This is a genomic window from Paenibacillus sp. FSL H7-0737 (assembly GCF_000758545.1).
GTDB lineage: Bacteria > Bacillota > Bacilli > Paenibacillales > Paenibacillaceae > Paenibacillus_AQ.
Genome location: NZ_CP009279.1, coordinates 2863491 through 2880042, shown reverse-complemented (window position 1 = coordinate 2880042; position 16552 = coordinate 2863491). Strand labels below are relative to the sequence as shown.

Genomic DNA, 16552 nt, shown 5'->3' with positions numbered 1-16552 from the left:
TTACTCCTCCTTATGCTCATGGATTAGTCTTAGAACATCATCAATTTCGCTGTCGCTTAATTTCCGGCTCTTTGTGAAAGCAGCCAAAAATTTGGGTAACGAACCGCCGAAGGTTTCCTTCACAAACGCCTTGCTCTGCTCCGCATAAAAGTCATCCTTTTTGATAAGAGAACCTACCACACCATTATCATTTTTAAAAATCTCTTTAGCTTCAAGTCTTTTTAACATCGTATACGTCGTAGATTTCTTCCAGTTGAGCTCGGATTCACATAACTTCACCAGATTCCCTGACGGAATCGGTTCATGATCCCATATTAATTCCGCAAATCTACCTTCCATTTCGGTCAGTCTGAGATCCTTCAACCTTGTGCCTCCCGTTGGTCTACAATTCCTAGACCTTCCATTTGAATTAGAGTTTACAACTTGTAGACCGTTTTGTCTACAAAAATTTCCAGTACAAAAAAAGAGACTATGTCTTTGCAAACATCGCCTCATTGTTATCTTTATTAAGGATAAAACACAGATAAGTCACGGAACAATAGTCCGCTCTCTTCTAGTCTGTTAAGCACCTCTTCTACATCAGTTACAATATGGCTTTCTCGCTCATGAGCTGTATTGATTAACCACGGTTGCCCCTGTCTTAAAAAACAAAGATCATCGGGCACTCTAGTCTGCACCCATGAGTACAAGCTCGTAGAATAGGATAGTAGGATATCGACCGCATCCGGTGAACATCTAAAATAATAAACATCTGCATAATGTCCCATAAGCCGAGTTCCCGGCCAATAATCATCTTTGACGATCTCTTTGAGAAAAGGCTGTAACCGTTCCAATAGTTCATATCCTTCTGACTCTAACTCCATCTGATCCCGTTTGACCAAAATAAATTCATCACACACTTCCATAGCTACCTGTATCAGCGTCTTATAGGCCTGACCCGTTGGGTCCTGCAAAATAGTATTTATAATAATGTCCGCCCCTTACTTATTTGTATTATTTAAATACTCCTGATGCATCCTTCCCCAGCCACACATGCTATCCAAAACAGTAATTAGTGATTTGCCATGTTCTGAAATACTATATTCCACCCTCAATGGAAGCTCATGAAAAATCACACGATCGATAAGTTGATCCTCTTCAAGCTCCCGTAGTTGCTTCGTTAATGTCCCTTGAGAGACATCTGGAATGATCCGTCGCAGTTCGCCAAATCGTTTGGTACCATCTATCAATAAAATAAATAAAATGAGCGGCTTCCACTTTCCACCGATCTTATCAAGCGTTGTAAGCACTCCGGCCAATCTCGGCTCAAGTAAATCCATGTGATCATCTCTTTCGATAGTTATTCTATTTCACAGCTAGTACGAACAATCGTACCTAGTACGAAAAAAGTGCGTACTGTGCAGAATTTCTTTTATACCTAATAATAAAAAACAGAACTTAAAAGTCCATTTAACTATGAACGGAGTAGATAAAAATGTCCAGTATTTCATTAAAAAACCAGCGAATTGTCATTATCGGAGGAAGCTCCGGAATAGGGCTCGCGACTGCCAAACAAGCGCTTGAACAAGGCGCATATGTCATAATCGCTGGGCGTTCACAAGATAAATTAGAAAAAGCTCAACAAATTCTAGGGTTCGAATCCACCGAAACTCATTCGCTTGATAATCAAAATGAAGAAGACTTAAAGTCTTTTTTTGAAAAAATCGGCAACTTCGATCATTTGTTCACTCCCGGCGCCTCTTATGTTAGAGGACCGATTACTTCAAGCTTAGAGATTGCGCATAGCTGCTTTAATGCAAAGTTCTGGCCTCAATATAATGCTGTGAAATGCGCGATCCCATATATAAGTCCAACCGGCTCTATTGTTCTGATGTCTGGCGCATTCAGCCAACGACCTCTTGCAGACGGTGCCTCCTATGCAGCTTGTAACGGCGCGATTGAGAGTCTAGGAAAAGCATTGGCTGTTGAGTTAGCTCCGATTCGAGTAAATGTCATCTCCCCAGGCACCATTCATACCAACTTTAATTGGGTAGGAGCAGAACAAGAAACTAGAGACAAGTCTTATGATGAATATACGAATATGAATATCCTTGGCAGGGTAGGACATGCCGACGAAGCAGCACATACAACCATTTATTTGATGACTAATAACTATACTACGGGAAGCACCCTATTTCCTGATGGGGGTTATATTTTGCGATAAGAAACAAAAAAAGCCCATATATCTTTTGGGCTTTTTTTAATAAACATAATCCTATGTAAGCGCCTGAATCCGTACCTAACTTTTTTCTTAATTAGGAATAGTATACTTTTTCCACTTTATATAATGTATGCTCGATAGTTGGGCAGAGATCGGTATCTACTTTATAAAATTTAACTCGAAAGTATAAACTTTTCAGAAAGTTCTTTATATTATTTTTTTGCCTAAAGGCAGGAAGAAACTCTGGATTTTTCTCCACATCACCAAAACTTTGAATCCATTGCTCTACATAAGTCTGACTAAGTATTTTTCTATTTAAAACACTAATTATGGGTCTTACCATTCTCTCATCTTCCCCATCGGAGTAAATTCGATCTGTTATGATCATCTTTTCATAAACCAAATGGAGAATCGTTATGAGGTCATTGTTATCCAGTTCGGAACATTGAGCTAAATCGTCTAAAGCATCTGCTGCATGGGCTATAGCATGAGCCCAGCCTTTTTCTTCATCATACCCGCGGTAATCTCGCTCTTCTTGTACATTATAAAATACTTTCTCTTTTATCTGATGAATTTGCTCTCTTGAGAGAAATGGTGATTCTCTATGTCTCTCTAAGACGAGTGGTATGACTAGCATTGAGAAAGATCGAGTAAAGACAGAGTCTGTATTTGTTTCACCAAGCTTAAAATGCAAATGGTTATGATCCAAAATAACTGGAAGAAGTTGTTCTAGTTCATTTGCAGTTAGAGAATTACCAGGAATCCAGTGTGATAAGATTGTATAAATCAGGTCATCACGCAGCTCGGCATCCACAGAACCGATGTTATGTATCATTTCTTGTATCAACTGGAATGTATCGGGAGGTGCTTGGTAGCCATTTTCTTTTATTACTATCAACTTTTCTTTTAAATTCATTTTACACACTCCTACTAGAATTTTTCCGTATACAGCGTAATAACGCGACAATTAACAGAGATATTAGTTTATAAAATGTCACACTATCCTTTCGGGTTGTCGGCATTTATCATGGTACTATATATAGTATTAAGGGCAAACTTTTATTGTTACGCGACACCCTTTCTACATTTTAGAATAGCCTATTCAATAACCAACCAAAGGTGGTACGAAAATGAACCAGAAACTAGAAACAACAGATTCTAAGCGTCGTGTTCTCCCCTTTAAAGGCGTCCTCAATTTCCGAGATATGGGGGGATACAGCACCTCAGATGGCCGTAGAGTCAAATACGGTTTGTTTTTTCGATCAGCCGAATTAACAGGAATGAGCGATCAAGATATAAAGCTCTTTAAATCACTTGGAATTAAGACCATATTTGATTATCGGGGAATAGAAGAAATTCGTTTAAAACCAGATCCAGTCATTCCAGGAGTTAATAACATTTGTGTACCTGCGCTAAAGCAAGAGGTGCCTGGAGACATGAGAGATGTGGTTCGTTCTGGATTCCTTGAACATTTTACGACAGACTTCTTGGTTAATATGTATTTGGATATGGCCTTTAATAACCCTTCCTTTAAGCGACTTATGGCAACCATTATGCTTCCAGATGAATTCAGTATCCTGCATCATTGTGCCGGCGGAAGAGACCGCACTGGCGTAGGATCAGCATTCATCTTCCTAGCACTTGGGGTTCCAAGAGAGACGATTATAGAAGACTATTTGCTCTCCAATCAGACACTGGGTCCTTTGAATGAACAAATAAAAAAGCAAGCCTCACAGCATCTGTCACCGAAGGAAGTCGATACTGTTATGGCTGCGCTTATATTACGCAGAGAATTCATGGAAGCCATTTTCTCTGCCATTGACGCGCGTTATAAAAGTGTAGAGATTTTCCTCGAACAGGAATTCGGCATGACTGCTGATAAGCGCAAGCAGCTACAAGCCTACTGTTTAGAAGCTTAACAACTTATTGAGCTATGGACTAATTCATTAAGATAGCGATAAAAGTATAAGAAGCGTAGCTCTTTAAGAGCTACGCTTCTTTCCAATTAATACTGACGTTCTTCCTCGTAGGATACAAACAACATTCTACGCTGTACATCCATCAACGATTTAATCACCCAAGTAGCGATCACAGAAACGACGAGTCCCGCTACAACATAGGAAATGTATTGCTGAGATAATGTCCAGTCGATATTAAATAAGGCAAACACACTATTCTCCAAAATGTTCAAATCCATCGTTTGCAAGAAAATCTGATGTAGCACAGGTAGTGTGATCAGACCTAGCGCAGCCGCTACCACAGTTATCGTTAGTGAGAAGAAGATAATGCTGGATACGAATCGTCCCATAATCAGCATGATGTTACGTGCAAACTTTGCACCATCAAAACCTAACTTCATGCGTTGCAGGAAGCCCGCTCCCTCTTGCTTCATATCCGTTCTGCGCTCTTCACTCGGTCTAGGAATATCCAGTAGTGATCTTACTAGCTCTTGCTCAAATTTCACAATGTAATCTAACCCTTTAGCTACTGCGAAAAACAAGGGTATACCGATGAAAATTGGTGTTAAAGCAATAGATAATGCTAATCCTGTCACCATAAACACGAAATATACAATCGTAATCGGCAAAGAGATTATAAAATACAACATACTCCGATAGGTCTTGGGACTTGATCGACGTTTGCCTGGTTTAGATTGTGATTTCGATTCTACGGGAATCTGCATGGAATCTACCGCTCCGATCGGCATTGTATACAACTTATCGTTCATTTCTTATGTCCTTCCTCTCACGTTATCAATTAATCTCATTATACGTGAGAAAGAGAAGGCTCAAAACAGTCTTAGGACCGGAGTCTTACCAGACTAAAGGCTAGGATGGGTTTAGACTGGAAATAGCTACAAGCCCAGCTTATTCCCCTTCTCGAGCCGCACGATCTGCTGTTCTCCGCTATCTGCCAGCTCTCTGAACTGGTTAATGGTTTCACGCATTTTAGGAAGAGCTTCCTGCTTATACGTACTTATCGAATCTAAAGCGGATAGCACATCTGTAAATGCCTGTTTTAAAGTATCTACTGAAATGCTAGATTCTAGGGATTGCTTATGGATCGCCGCCCCCTGATCTTTCAACATTTTTGAGGTGCCGCTTATTAGCGTGTTGGTTGTTTGATTTAGGAGTTCAATCTTTTTCAAAACAATTCGTTGATTATAAAGTGCACTGGCCACCGTAACGGAGATTTTCAGGGCAGAAACCGTAACATTTCTAGCTCTGTCCACCCCTCTAATTAGCTCTTTATTATTTCGTATAACCACTTCAATCGCCATAATTCCCTGCTGATTTACTACCAGCATCTGTTGCAGATCCATCACACGCTGCCGCAGAGGAAACAACACCTCCTCCGTTATGAACTTTACTCTTTCTTCAGACTCATTACGTAACTTGGCTGCATCTAGCTGAGTCTCAATCTCCTGATCCATCAGCATTCCCAGCTGAATTTCTTTCTGCAGTTTTTTAGTGAGCTCTCTAAGCGATTGCTGCTCAAACTCTAATGTAGTGTTATCATTTTTCAATACGGTTTTGCCTTTATCTAAAGAAATGATAATATCTGAGATTATAGCATCTGCTTTTTGATACTTCGCAAAATAACTCCGCAATGGGTTAAAGAACTTCCCTAGAAGACCACTTTTGGCAAAATCCACTGCACTTGGGTCTAAATCTTTCAACTGGAGGTTTAGTTCCGTTAATCCTTTAGCTACTTGCCCGCCTTCATCCCCTGTTTTTGATAAATTCCCTACAGAAACTTGCAAAAGAGAGTTCTTGTCTGAAGACGATCTCATGGTGCTCATCCCGAAGCTGTCTATGGATTGCAGCACTTCTTTTCGCTTATCCAAAGATTCTAAATCCAGCTCCAAAATCGTCGAGACATTGGTTATCGCCATTTCCTTCAGTTGCGTTACTTCCTGTGGCTCAGGTTTAACCTGTTCTTCAATCGCTGATTTCAATTTCTCCGGACTTACCACTTCCATCGTAAAAGACATAGAACCCCTCCTAAAAGTTGTAACTTACATTTGAACATTAAGCAGGTTTCCGATTTTATAGACTACGTCGTCTGTATCCGCGTTGATGTTAGCCGCTTCATTAATACTTGAAATGCTCTCCAGTGCTTTAATATTTGCGTTGTAGCCAATGGTGTAAATCGGAATTTTATAGGTTTCAATTAAGCCCCTGATATCGTTCAGTGAATGACCTTCATTCGTTTCTCCATCACTTAATACAAAGATTAAAGGTTTGATTTCCGGGTTTATCTTCATTTCGTCTTGAAGCATTTTGAGTGCCACCACAATTCCATCAAAAGTCGCTGTCCCCCCATTCGCCTGAAGACTATCTATCGCCCCAACAAACATCGACTGCTGATTCGTGTCATATTTGCCGATTGGAAGATTTATCGTAACGTTATCGGAGTAGGAAACAAAACCAATACTATTATCTTTGCCCAAGTACTTCTGTCCTGTTAATAATGATTGCTTTAAACGATTTAATGGCTCCCCGTTCATGCTACCTGAGACATCAGCTACAAATACTGCCGCAATGGGTTTATTGCCGTTTTTCTTCTCCTTCCACAGCTTTTGAGCCGAGGATAAAAGACTGCCATCCACTGGATTAACCTCCGAATGATAGTCATTCAGTCCATTAAAACCTTTTTCCTCACCCAAACGCTGATACTTATCCTGTTCAACAAACTCCGCGAATTTCTTAATAATGTCCAGCTTCTCTTGTGGAAGATCACCTAATGCGTAAAGGGGGCTGTCATGCCTTACACCAAAAGGAGTAAATACATAACTACCCTTTAGTTCGGGGGCATTTGCGTAAATTTGATACTCTAATACAAAAGCATCCAGCTTCCCCGTTTTAGCCGCATCACGCATTTGTAAAGTAGTCGATGCGATAAAAGGTACATTCGCTTGGAATTTCTCAAAGCCCTGAACCGCTTGCTCTCCAAGCAAATCAGAGCTGTCAAACGTCCCAAGTGCAGTCACAAGAAAGTTCAAACCTGTTGAGCTGGCAAAAGGATCTGTGTAACCCATAGATAATTCATTATTCGCTATCGCATCAGTAATCGTCTTAACGTTTAAAGAACCATACTTTTCTACTAACTCATCATATTTCGTTTTATTCGTGACAATACCGGCTACATTACCAATAAGACGATTGGTTATAAGCTGCGTATTCATTCCGTTCGCTTTTACCATCTCACCCCATAACTCATTGGATGGTGTAAACGCATCTGGTATATATTTACCAGACCTTATGTAATCCGTCGCTGTTCCTGAAGCAATATTGCGAATTTTTACTGAAACAGGTAATCCGTTCACTTCTATATTGGAACTATTAAAGTCTGTCGCCACTTCATTAAGCCATCCATCATTACCCGTTCCTGATTTCTCTGTGGATGAAAAGATTTCGACAAAGCTATCCGTTGTATTGGTTACTGATATAGGAAATTTAGAAATATCCGGTAAGGAATCACCAATCGCTACAGGATCAAGGTCGATTTGTCCTTTAACTTGCTCCGCGATATTTACGTTAATTTTTTTATAAAGTTTTTCCAGCCGCCTTCCTGCATCTTCTGACGAAACCTCAGTAGTGGTTTTACCTAAATTAGATGTTAAGGTGATCCCAAAATACACAAGAGCAAAAACTACCACTGTTATAATTCCGAGGACTAAAAATGTTCTCCCTTTCCTAGCCATTCGCATCTTCCTTTCATTGCTTATAGAATTTCGTCTGTTTGATCAATTCATCGATCTCCTTCATACAAGGCATATCTTCAACATCTTTATAATTCGTACTGTCTAATAGCGATATTTCGAGAAGTAATTGATCTAACTTCAGCAAAATCTCTTCGTTTGCACCGAGATAACCTGTTACATAAGCCAAGTATTCATTGTATAGCGCTGTTTTTTTCTGCACCAATTTATCCGAGAACTGCGCAGGTCTCTGCTGACTGGCAAAAAGGGAGAATTCCGAAGCGTCAAAAACACTTAACTTATTAAGTATCCCTCGGATATTCAGATAGAAAAGCTTCTCTACTTCATAACTGACCGCACCAAACTTCTTGTAGCTTAGCTCCGACTGCTCAAATCTCTGACCAAGGACAACCATTAACGTGTTTTTCTTCTTTTCCATCCGAATGACCTGATCCAAAGCCAGTGTAATGTCCTTCTTCAGCACCTTTACATTTTTGTATTGCGTGAGCGCTGCTATATAATCCTCATGCGTCTTTATCTCTTTTACAGGTGGAACCACCGAAGCTTTAAACAGCAAATTATAACTTCCATAAAGGACAACAAGAAGACTGATCACTACTAATGTCACGCCAAAGGAAGTCTCTAGAACGCTTACTCCCCCAATTTCGACCCCTAATAACCCTGGTGACAAAACGATAATATTCAGTAACACCACGCCAACTATAAGTCCTAATAGCTTTACGGATCTCGCACCGTTCAACATAAACACCTCCCTAACCGATCCGGTAACTTTTTCCATCATTTGCTTTATTTTATCAGAAACTAACTCACCATACTCCTTTTATTTACAAAAAAACTAATTTTCCGCAGATGATCTCTGCCCTACGTTGATTCACTTCTATATATATGGAATTATTTCTGTGATTACATCCCTAATCACAAAAAAACCTTAACAGGCCCAAAGCCCATTAAGGTTAAGTAAACTCATTTATACCCAAGCGTCATTCGAATAGCCTCGTTGCTCCCAGTATCCTGTATGCTCTCCCTCGATCAGTTCAATCCGGTTCAGCCACTTCACTGACTTGTAAGCGAACATTTTGGGGACAATTAGCCGAACCGGTCCACCGAGATCGCTTGGAATCGGTTTCCCATCATGCATCACCGCGACCATAACATCGTCCATATCCGCCTGCTCCAGCGTAAGGGTATCTGTATATACCCCATCCCCTGAGTAGAACTTCACTGTCTTTGCAGTGGACTTCACACCAGCCATTTGTAGAAGATCCTTCAGCTTGATGCCCTCCCAGGTATTCTTATAGACGGACCAACCTGTCACGCAGTGAAAATCACTCACTTGAACCGTACGTTGCAATTGAACGAATTGCTCCCAATTCCATGTAAAGCTCTGATCAACAAGACCATCCAACTTAAAGGACCAATTATCGTTCGTGAACTCAGGAATAGGGGTTACAGTATAAACACGGAATTGACCCTGCGACCCACCTCCAAGAGGCGGTGACGATGCCGCCAGTGGCTGCGGTGCTGGCAACAGCTGATTGCGGTCATTCTCGATTAATTTATCGATCGTTTCGCTGCCACCGATGTTTCCAATCGAGCTGCCTAACCATTTTACAAATGAGGGTCCGATTGTAAGGGCAAGCCCTACACCGATCGTCCCTCGAATGAAAGCTCTACGTGTATAGACTGGCTGCGGAGTATTCTGAGATGTTGTAATGGCACTCCCCTCGCTCTTGATGATCCTACGATTCGGCTCCTTCAACCACTTCACACGAGTCAATGAGTGATAGATAATGTAAGGCAGTCCAATCCATGTCAGGACATCATGAACGACCAATGAAAGATTAGATACTTGCGGTCCTACCGTACGAAACTGCCATAACAATACACCAGAAACGAACCACCCAAGCAACAGGAAGAGCACAACAAGTACATTGAACCGCTGCCAAGGTTTTTCCTTTAGCTGTTTCCAATGTTTACTGGCCAGCAGAAGATAATAGATCACTGGAAGGATAGATGCAATTCCTACCACAATATGCAAGCCTTTAATCCATACCCTGCCTTCACCGAGGAAACCTCGCCAGAAACCGCCTACTAGCACAAGCCCAGTCAAGGCCAATATCACGACGATCCAGCCGTTCCAGGTGTGAAGTGCACGCAGCTTTTTCCCGTATCCCTTACGTAGCCGACCAAGCAAATCACTCATAGCTTAGCCTCCTCCTCATGTGTATAATCCCGCACCCGATTTAATTTAGTCCAATAAGGTTAGAAAGGACTTTGATGCAGCAGAGAGTGGAACCCCTCGAAGAGTCGCTATCCCGATGTTACGCTCTGGAAATGGCGGATCTAAAGGGATTTCTACAAGCTCCCCACTTTTTAATTCTTCCCTTACATAATCACGAATAACAAAAGCTAGACCAAAGCCACGTAAAGCGAACTGAACAAGAAGATCTACACTGCCTAGTTCAAACTCTGGTGTTATCGTCACATGATTGGAGGCAAGAAACCCATCTATGTACTTTCTTGTGCTGCCTCCTGGCTCCAGGAATAATAATGGGTACTGCTTGATGTTTGCAAGCGGCATCGTATTATCTGCTAAATGACGGAAGCCCTTGCCTCCTACAAGACAATCTTGGAGCCGTGTACTCTTACGAAATTCAATCTGCTTGTCAGATGCCGGTAAGCTTACGATGCCGAAATCAATTTTGCCTTCTTTTAAAAGCGTGAGCGTTTCCGGTGTTGTTCGATTCGTAATATGAATACGTACGTTAGGATATTGTTCATGATATTGCTCGAGATAAGATAACAAGTAATATTTGCAGAGGGTATCGCTTGCACCGATATGAATCTCCCCACTATTTAAATTGTTCATTTCTGCAATCGCTCGCTCACCCATCTCCACATTCTGAAAGGCTTGCTCAATGAATCGCAGCAGTACTTTTCCTTCTGTTGTTAGATCCACCCCTCTAGAGGTACGGAAAAATAAGGGGCCGCCCATCTTTTCTTCCAATTGCTTAATCGTGTGACTCACCGCGGGTTGTGTGATATTCAGCCGTTCTGCTGCCGCAGTTAAGCTGCCTGTTTGTGCTACCCAATAAAAAGAGCGATACCATTCCAAGTTGATGTCCATTCCCAAGTCATTACCTCACCTTATAATAGATATTACATATATCAATTTTTCTAATGTTATATCTAGCATTATACTTAGACCTGTAGCCAATCACAAGCTTGGGAGGTAATCACGTGACCGTAATCGCAATTGTAGGAGCTAACTGGGGAGATGAAGGCAAAGGAAAAATGACAGATGTACTAGCCGCTCAATCATCCTATGTAGTTCGTTTTCAAGGTGGAAGTAATGCTGGGCATACTATCATTAACCAGTATGGAAAATTTTCGCTTCATATGCTGCCTTCTGGTGTATTTTACCCTTCAGTTACAAACATTATTGGACCAGGAACAGCTCTTGATACAGAAGTATTAGTAAAGGAATTACAAGCATTAGCAGATAGAGGGGTTCCACAGCCGAAGTTGTACGTATCTGAGCGTGCTCAAATCGTACTCTCGATCCATCGTTTGTTTGATGAGCTGGAAGAGGAACGACTTGGGTCACAAGGGTTCGGTTCAACCAAACGAGGAATAGCGCCATTCTACGCGGATAAATATGCGAAGCTCGGGATACAAGTTGCAGATTTGTTTGATCCCGCCCGACTTGAGAAACGTCTCGAACAATTACTTGCTTCAAAAAATGTATTGCTGGAGCATTTATATAAGAAAGCCCCATTCCAAGTCTCGGAATTAATGGCTCAGTTGCAAAAGGAAGCTGCGCAATTGGCACCATATGTTGCCAATACAACAGAAATACTACAAGAAGCTTATGCAAAAGGAGAAACGATTCTGCTTGAAGGGCAATTAGGCGCTCTGCGCGATCCTGATCACGGTATATATCCTTACTCTACCTCTTCATCGACACTTGCCGGATACGCACCTGTCGGCGCGGGTCTTCCTGCAGCTGCCATCACGAATGTCATCGCTGTAACGAAGGCATATTCAAGCTGTGTTGGTGCCGGACCTTTTGTATCTGAATTAGAAGACCCTGTAGCGGATGAACTTCGCACACGAGGTGGTGATGCTGGGGAATTTGGAGCAACAACGGGTCGTCCTAGACGTATGGGTTGGTTTGATGCAGTAGCTACACGCTATGGTTGCCTGATGCAAGGTGCAACGGAGGTTGTGCTGACCAATCTGGATGTTCTTGGTTATTTAAATGAGATTCCGGTTTGCGTTGCCTATGAGCTTGAAAATGGGGAAATCACCGACAAGTTTCCAGCAACCAATAAACTAAACGCAGCAAAGCCGATAATAACGTATTTATCTGGCTGGAACTGCGATATTTCCCATATCACGAACTTCAACGAGCTGCCAGAGCAAGCTAAAAGTTACGTAGACTTTATTGAAACGTCTATTGGAATACGTATTTCTACTGTTTCTGTGGGACCTAGACGTGATCAGGTCATTCATCGTACGCTGAAATAATTTCAAAATAAGGATGCCTAGTTGTACCTACATGCAAAATGCATATAGCTGCAACTAGGCATCCTTGCGTTACTCTTTTACACCAACACTGCATCCACTTTCGTCTGAGGCGCCTTGTCACAACGCTTACAAACCTTAACGACTGATCCGTCCGTTTTTCTTTTTGGATAAAGCAGTTTGATCCGTGTGCTCTGACAGACCGGACAAGTACCCCGACCCCTGGATGGTAAACTCCACAGTGCATGTCCACGTTTTGACTTTGCCATGAATAAACCCCTCATTTCGGTCAATAAATAGTCAACATTTCATTCTGAAAGTGCTTCTTTCAAAAGATATGCTTCAGAGACAGGCTCTATGACTAAATCAATGATGAGGCGTTCGAATATATGAAAAGGACGCCCGGTGATGAACCTGAAGGCGTCCTTTGATTTAAAATGAAGTTATAGTTCCCTTACATTAATTTGTGTAAATCATAGAGACAACACCATTTGTAAAGGTTACGTAATTATAATTTCTATATTGCCAAGTCTCAACTGTAATTCCACTGCCGGATAGACTTGATTTATCAATTGGAGTGCCCCAGCTTAATTCTACTTGCTGCTTCGTCATCCCTGTCGAAATTGTACCCGCCTTGATTTTGGCCCAAATCGCATTAGACCATTTATAGATTTTGGTAGGATCAGACGTAAAGAAATACTCTTTGTTTGCCAGATCGCGAGTGACCTGATCATATTCCATATCATAAGAATTCACAATTTTACCTGATGCCAATTGAAAAGAAATCGAAAACTCATTATCGTCGTTCACAAGAATATCAACAATCGTTGCTTTTTGGAATTTATAGTCGGAATCATACTGGTTGAACCAATAAGTCTTTCCGATTAGCTTGGCGAGGTCACCTTGAGATTCTCTTTTGGCTATTTTTAACGTATTTTTTGTGTACGCAAATAACTCCGCTTTACCGAAATTGATGTTCAAAGACTCATAATGAGCACCAAAGTCCAATACTGCTCCCAATGCTGTTTTTAAGAGGGTAGCAGGGAATACTGCTCCTCCATCCACGGTTTGCACTTTACCACTCATTTTCACCTTATTCCCATTCACCATAGCAATATCGCTGCCCAGTTGAAGCTGAATAGGCAAATCCCCTACACGAATTCTAAAAGTCTTAGTGGCTGTATTCGTCTGAATAGTTGCACCTAAACTCTTAAAGGTAGTTTGTACAGGCAAATACATCGTGCCATTGATTAATACACCTGTTTCGATGTCCTTATCAGCACTGATAGATAACTTTAACGTTTTGGAATTAGCTCCTGAACGTACGGTTACATTTGTTTCGCCAACGGCTAATGCTTTTATTGAACCATCAGGCAGCTTTTGCAATAAGTAAGGCTTCTCAATAACCATATCTGCTTGAGACAGTGGAACACGTTCGGATGAGCCATCTGGACCTTTTGCAAAAATCTGCACCGGAACCTTGTCACCAACGGTCATCTCCGTATAGTCCATCTTAAAGATTAGATCATCGTTGTTTTGAGTCGTAGTCTCTGCTTGTACACTTGTATCTGCTGCCTTCGCTGTATGAATTGGACCAAACATAGATACTGCCAGCGCTGCAGTGATGCCCCATTTAATCATTTTCATTTCCAAAATCCCCCTCTAGTAAATAAACCAATATTACTTTATCACAATTCCACTATTTTTGTAGATAAAAATGGAAGGTTGTTAAGCTTATATTTTTATAATGTGTAAATATTATGAAAAATAAAGGAAATTACATGGATCTACAAGAAATTACAGAGTACGTATAACAGAGTCTATGTAATCGTTTTTGGCGGTAGCAACTGAAGAACAGTTAAAACTTAAACCAGGAGTGTTATGTTCATGGAAATAGTATCGAACCGATTAATTTTAAGAGATTATACAAGCAGTGATTCTTCTTTTTATGAAGAACTAGAACAAAATCCCCTCTCCTACAAATATGAGAACACTGCACCTGATGCAAAACAAATTAAAGATGACTTCCTTTCGATCTTGTCTCAAGCAACAAGTGATCCACGGCAATATTATGATCTTGCAATATGTACAAAGCTGGATATGAAGCCCATCGGTAATGTCAGCATAAAGTTAAACTGGGAAGAAATCAGAGAATGGGAAATCGGTTGGGTCCTACTCCCGGACTATTGGAAAATGGGATATGCAACTGAAGCCGTAAAGTCCCTGATAGGTTATGCCTTTAGCTCTCTTAATGCACATAGGGTTGTTGCTTATGCCAACGCCGAGAATATGCAATCTGAGAAAGTAATGATTAGAGCAGGAATGTTAAAAGATGGGGTTCTTAGGGAGACTAGATTCTGTAATCAGCAATGGTGCAACGAGATCGTCTATTCCTCTTTAGAGCAGGAGTGGGCTAATATTTGATGGTTTAAAACTGATTAGGGAAAAACTCCCTATAAAAAGTCGATATCCGCTAATAATGAATGAAATTAGGGAATTCCTCCCTATAAATCAGGCTAATTCCTTTGATTCTCATCAAATCAGACGAATTTAGGGGAGGTTTTCCCTAATTGTTCTATTGAAACTTCACTTGGAACTTCACTTGGATCATCATTTGGAACTTCATTTACAGGATAACAAGAAGTGCCGCTCCCGAGTAGTTAAAAACTACTTTTGGAACGGCCTCTTTTCTTTACACTATCAACTCACGTATAACTTCAACCTCATCCCTGCTCATTTCAACGAATCCAAGGGATGTATATAAGTTCGAAGCACGTTCGTTCTCTATTCGATGTCCAATAACGATTTTGTCGCAGTGATGTTCCGCTTTTATAGTTCGAATCAAGGCATCCATTCCGGTTCTACCGAATCCTCTATTCTGATATTTCTGATCAATCATAAAAGCCATAATCCAATAACTTCCGTCCTCAGGATCTACGGCATATACTGAGAATCCTACCAATTCTTCATCTGCGTATAAAGCCAACGGAGTCATTCCGCAATAAGCCGATTCTGCTAACCAATAGACTACTGGTACAGGAAAAACCGTTTTTTGCTCATTGGACACCTCTAATTGCGTACAGGCATACCAGTTATTCTCAGTGATTGTCTTCAGCGCAATATGTGGATGAAAGCCATCCCGAATACGATCACAGATTGCATCTAATTTAGCTTTAAGCTGTAGTGCCCATTCCGGACAAATAGAAACGTCCAAATTCTCTAAACTTCGAAGCAACCTAGCGAATCCATATAAGTCAGAGAACCTTTGGAATTCTGGCAATAACTTGATATATTCATCGTCCAGCCGCTTTACAGATCTATATCCACTAATAAAAAGATCGATGTTCTTCTTGCTCTCATCATCATTCTGCTTGGATAGATCTCTTAACGCTGATGTGATATCCATCGCAAACCAGTGATACATAGAGTCATCAAAGTCGATCGAACTATATCGAGACGTCTCTTTCATATAAAAGATATTGTCTGTCTCAAAATCAAAATGGATCAGCCCCGTATGTCCTACGCCAAAAGAGAGCTCACTTAACCACGCCTCAATTCGTTCATATTCCTTAAGCGCTTTATGCTCCTCGGGATGTCTTCTTAATACGGATAAAATAAATTGAAGCGAATCGACCCAGCTTTTACGCGCGGGTGTGCTCGGAGCATAAGTCTCAGATAAATTATGCAATCTCGCGAGCGTTTGACCCCAATGTTGGAACTGCAGCTCCGACATCTCTTCAAGCGGAACGTACTCCCCTTGGGCTTGTTCAAAAACAACCCCGTGATATCTACCATTTCCAGTTAAAAGGGTCTCAATCCACTTCCCTTGCATGGAGCGTACTGGCGCCACGGTCTCATAGCCCTGTTCCAATAAGTACATCATAAAATCTAGTTCAGCCTGAATATTCTCTGCGCTATTATCCTCTTCGTGAGTAAACCTTAAATAATAGTGCTTACTATTCCATTGAAACGTATAAATAAAATTGCTACTTGCTCTCACAAGCTTCAAAGTTCCAGGCTCATGATTCCAATACTTGATCATCTCTTTGGCAGGTAGATCGTTCTCTGTTCCCCTCACCATGTTCATTAAAGTCATCATT

17 protein-coding genes are annotated in these 16552 nt (G+C 41.1%); 4 read left to right on the top strand and 13 right to left on the bottom strand.

Features of this window, described 5'->3' with window-relative positions; translation table 11 throughout:
- The 3 genes from H70737_RS12365 to H70737_RS12355 all read right to left on the bottom strand — a co-directional run bounded on the left by H70737_RS12365 (position 1) and on the right by H70737_RS12355 (position 1319).
- Positions 1–363, bottom strand: coding sequence for a BlaI/MecI/CopY family transcriptional regulator (locus tag H70737_RS12365; protein ID WP_042187606.1), 363 nt, complete (start codon positions 361–363; stop codon positions 1–3).
- A 143-nt stretch (positions 364–506) separates the two neighbouring features.
- On the bottom strand, positions 507–899 hold the full coding sequence (locus tag H70737_RS12360; RefSeq protein WP_149644280.1) for a hypothetical protein: 393 nt from the start codon (positions 897–899) through the stop codon (positions 507–509).
- Between the two features lie 81 nt (positions 900–980).
- Positions 981–1319, bottom strand: coding sequence for a winged helix-turn-helix transcriptional regulator (locus H70737_RS12355; RefSeq protein WP_042187604.1), 339 nt, complete (start codon positions 1317–1319; stop codon positions 981–983).
- Between the two features lie 155 nt (positions 1320–1474).
- Between H70737_RS12355 and H70737_RS12350 the strand changes: the two genes are divergently transcribed.
- Positions 1475–2203 (top strand): SDR family oxidoreductase, encoded by a 729-nt coding sequence (locus tag H70737_RS12350; protein WP_042187603.1) that lies wholly within the window; start codon positions 1475–1477, stop codon positions 2201–2203.
- Positions 2204–2294: 91 nt separating this feature from the next.
- On the opposite strand, the gene H70737_RS12345 is transcribed toward H70737_RS12350, so the two are convergent.
- Complete coding sequence (locus tag H70737_RS12345) at positions 2295–3116, bottom strand: DUF2785 domain-containing protein (protein WP_042187602.1); 822 nt, start codon at positions 3114–3116, stop codon at positions 2295–2297.
- 214 nt (positions 3117–3330) lie between these two features.
- Here H70737_RS12345 and H70737_RS12340 point away from each other — a divergent pair, with 214 nt between their 5' ends.
- Positions 3331–4119 (top strand): tyrosine-protein phosphatase, encoded by a 789-nt coding sequence (locus H70737_RS12340; protein WP_042187598.1) that lies wholly within the window; start codon positions 3331–3333, stop codon positions 4117–4119.
- 86 nt (positions 4120–4205) lie between these two features.
- On the opposite strand, the gene H70737_RS12335 is transcribed toward H70737_RS12340, so the two are convergent.
- From H70737_RS12335 to H70737_RS12310, 6 genes are all read right to left on the bottom strand, one after another.
- Positions 4206–4928, bottom strand: coding sequence for a sensor domain-containing protein (locus H70737_RS12335; protein ID WP_052404263.1), 723 nt, complete (start codon positions 4926–4928; stop codon positions 4206–4208).
- 126 nt (positions 4929–5054) lie between these two features.
- Entirely contained in the window at positions 5055–6194 is a 1140-nt protein-coding gene (locus H70737_RS12330; RefSeq protein WP_042187596.1) for a toxic anion resistance protein, read from the bottom strand.
- Between the two features lie 24 nt (positions 6195–6218).
- Positions 6219–7907, bottom strand: a complete 1689-nt coding sequence (locus tag H70737_RS12325; protein ID WP_042187594.1) for a vWA domain-containing protein — start codon at positions 7905–7907, stop codon at positions 6219–6221.
- 13 nt (positions 7908–7920) lie between these two features.
- Positions 7921–8667 carry a hypothetical protein gene (locus tag H70737_RS12320; RefSeq protein WP_331281433.1) on the bottom strand — a complete coding sequence of 249 codons (747 nt, stop codon included), beginning with the start codon at positions 8665–8667 and terminating at the stop codon, positions 7921–7923.
- Positions 8668–8892: 225 nt separating this feature from the next.
- Positions 8893–10128 carry a molybdopterin-dependent oxidoreductase gene (locus H70737_RS12315; RefSeq protein ID WP_042187590.1) on the bottom strand — a complete coding sequence of 412 codons (1236 nt, stop codon included), beginning with the start codon at positions 10126–10128 and terminating at the stop codon, positions 8893–8895.
- 45 nt (positions 10129–10173) lie between these two features.
- Positions 10174–11052, bottom strand: a complete 879-nt coding sequence (locus tag H70737_RS12310) for a LysR family transcriptional regulator (RefSeq protein WP_042193785.1) — start codon at positions 11050–11052, stop codon at positions 10174–10176.
- Between the two features lie 113 nt (positions 11053–11165).
- Here H70737_RS12310 and H70737_RS12305 point away from each other — a divergent pair, with 113 nt between their 5' ends.
- Positions 11166–12455 carry an adenylosuccinate synthase gene (locus H70737_RS12305; RefSeq protein ID WP_042187588.1) on the top strand — a complete coding sequence of 430 codons (1290 nt, stop codon included), beginning with the start codon at positions 11166–11168 and terminating at the stop codon, positions 12453–12455.
- Positions 12456–12532: 77 nt separating this feature from the next.
- On the opposite strand, the gene H70737_RS30245 is transcribed toward H70737_RS12305, so the two are convergent.
- Together H70737_RS30245 and H70737_RS12300 are read right to left on the bottom strand one after the other, a co-directional pair.
- Entirely contained in the window at positions 12533–12721 is a 189-nt protein-coding gene (locus H70737_RS30245) for a hypothetical protein (protein WP_076121390.1), read from the bottom strand.
- A 190-nt stretch (positions 12722–12911) separates the two neighbouring features.
- Complete coding sequence (locus H70737_RS12300) at positions 12912–14099, bottom strand: stalk domain-containing protein (RefSeq protein ID WP_042187586.1); 1188 nt, start codon at positions 14097–14099, stop codon at positions 12912–12914.
- Positions 14100–14339: 240 nt separating this feature from the next.
- Between H70737_RS12300 and H70737_RS29775 the strand changes: the two genes are divergently transcribed.
- Positions 14340–14876 (top strand): GNAT family N-acetyltransferase, encoded by a 537-nt coding sequence (locus H70737_RS29775; protein ID WP_052404262.1) that lies wholly within the window; start codon positions 14340–14342, stop codon positions 14874–14876.
- Positions 14877–15144: 268 nt separating this feature from the next.
- On the opposite strand, the gene H70737_RS31205 is transcribed toward H70737_RS29775, so the two are convergent.
- The gene (locus tag H70737_RS31205) at positions 15145–16551 is read right to left on the bottom strand and encodes a GNAT family N-acetyltransferase (RefSeq protein ID WP_081951105.1); all 1407 of its coding nucleotides are present in this window, start codon (positions 16549–16551) and stop codon (positions 15145–15147) included.
- Position 16552: the final 1 nt, after the last annotated feature.

What these genes read in the sequence shown, in the direction of transcription:
- H70737_RS12355 (WP_042187604.1), bottom strand. Translation starts at nt 1,319, where the DNA reads ATGGATTTACTTGAGCCGAGATTGGCCGGAGTGCTTACAACGCTTGAT.
- H70737_RS12350 (WP_042187603.1), top strand. Translation starts at nt 1,475, where the DNA reads ATGTCCAGTATTTCATTAAAAAACCAGCGAATTGTCATTATCGGAGGA.
- H70737_RS12345 (WP_042187602.1), bottom strand. Translation starts at nt 3,116, where the DNA reads ATGAATTTAAAAGAAAAGTTGATAGTAATAAAAGAAAATGGCTACCAA.
- H70737_RS12340 (WP_042187598.1), top strand. Translation starts at nt 3,331, where the DNA reads ATGAACCAGAAACTAGAAACAACAGATTCTAAGCGTCGTGTTCTCCCC.
- H70737_RS12335 (WP_052404263.1), bottom strand. Translation starts at nt 4,928, where the DNA reads ATGAACGATAAGTTGTATACAATGCCGATCGGAGCGGTAGATTCCATG.
- H70737_RS12330 (WP_042187596.1), bottom strand. Translation starts at nt 6,194, where the DNA reads ATGTCTTTTACGATGGAAGTGGTAAGTCCGGAGAAATTGAAATCAGCG.
- H70737_RS12325 (WP_042187594.1), bottom strand. Translation starts at nt 7,907, where the DNA reads ATGGCTAGGAAAGGGAGAACATTTTTAGTCCTCGGAATTATAACAGTG.
- H70737_RS12320 (WP_331281433.1), bottom strand. Translation starts at nt 8,667, where the DNA reads ATGTTGAACGGTGCGAGATCCGTAAAGCTATTAGGACTTATAGTTGGC.
- H70737_RS12315 (WP_042187590.1), bottom strand. Translation starts at nt 10,128, where the DNA reads ATGAGTGATTTGCTTGGTCGGCTACGTAAGGGATACGGGAAAAAGCTG.
- H70737_RS12310 (WP_042193785.1), bottom strand. Translation starts at nt 11,052, where the DNA reads ATGGACATCAACTTGGAATGGTATCGCTCTTTTTATTGGGTAGCACAA.
- H70737_RS30245 (WP_076121390.1), bottom strand. Translation starts at nt 12,721, where the DNA reads ATGGCAAAGTCAAAACGTGGACATGCACTGTGGAGTTTACCATCCAGG.
- H70737_RS12300 (WP_042187586.1), bottom strand. Translation starts at nt 14,099, where the DNA reads ATGAAAATGATTAAATGGGGCATCACTGCAGCGCTGGCAGTATCTATG.
- H70737_RS29775 (WP_052404262.1), top strand. Translation starts at nt 14,340, where the DNA reads ATGGAAATAGTATCGAACCGATTAATTTTAAGAGATTATACAAGCAGT.
- H70737_RS31205 (WP_081951105.1), bottom strand. Translation starts at nt 16,551, where the DNA reads ATGATGACTTTAATGAACATGGTGAGGGGAACAGAGAACGATCTACCT.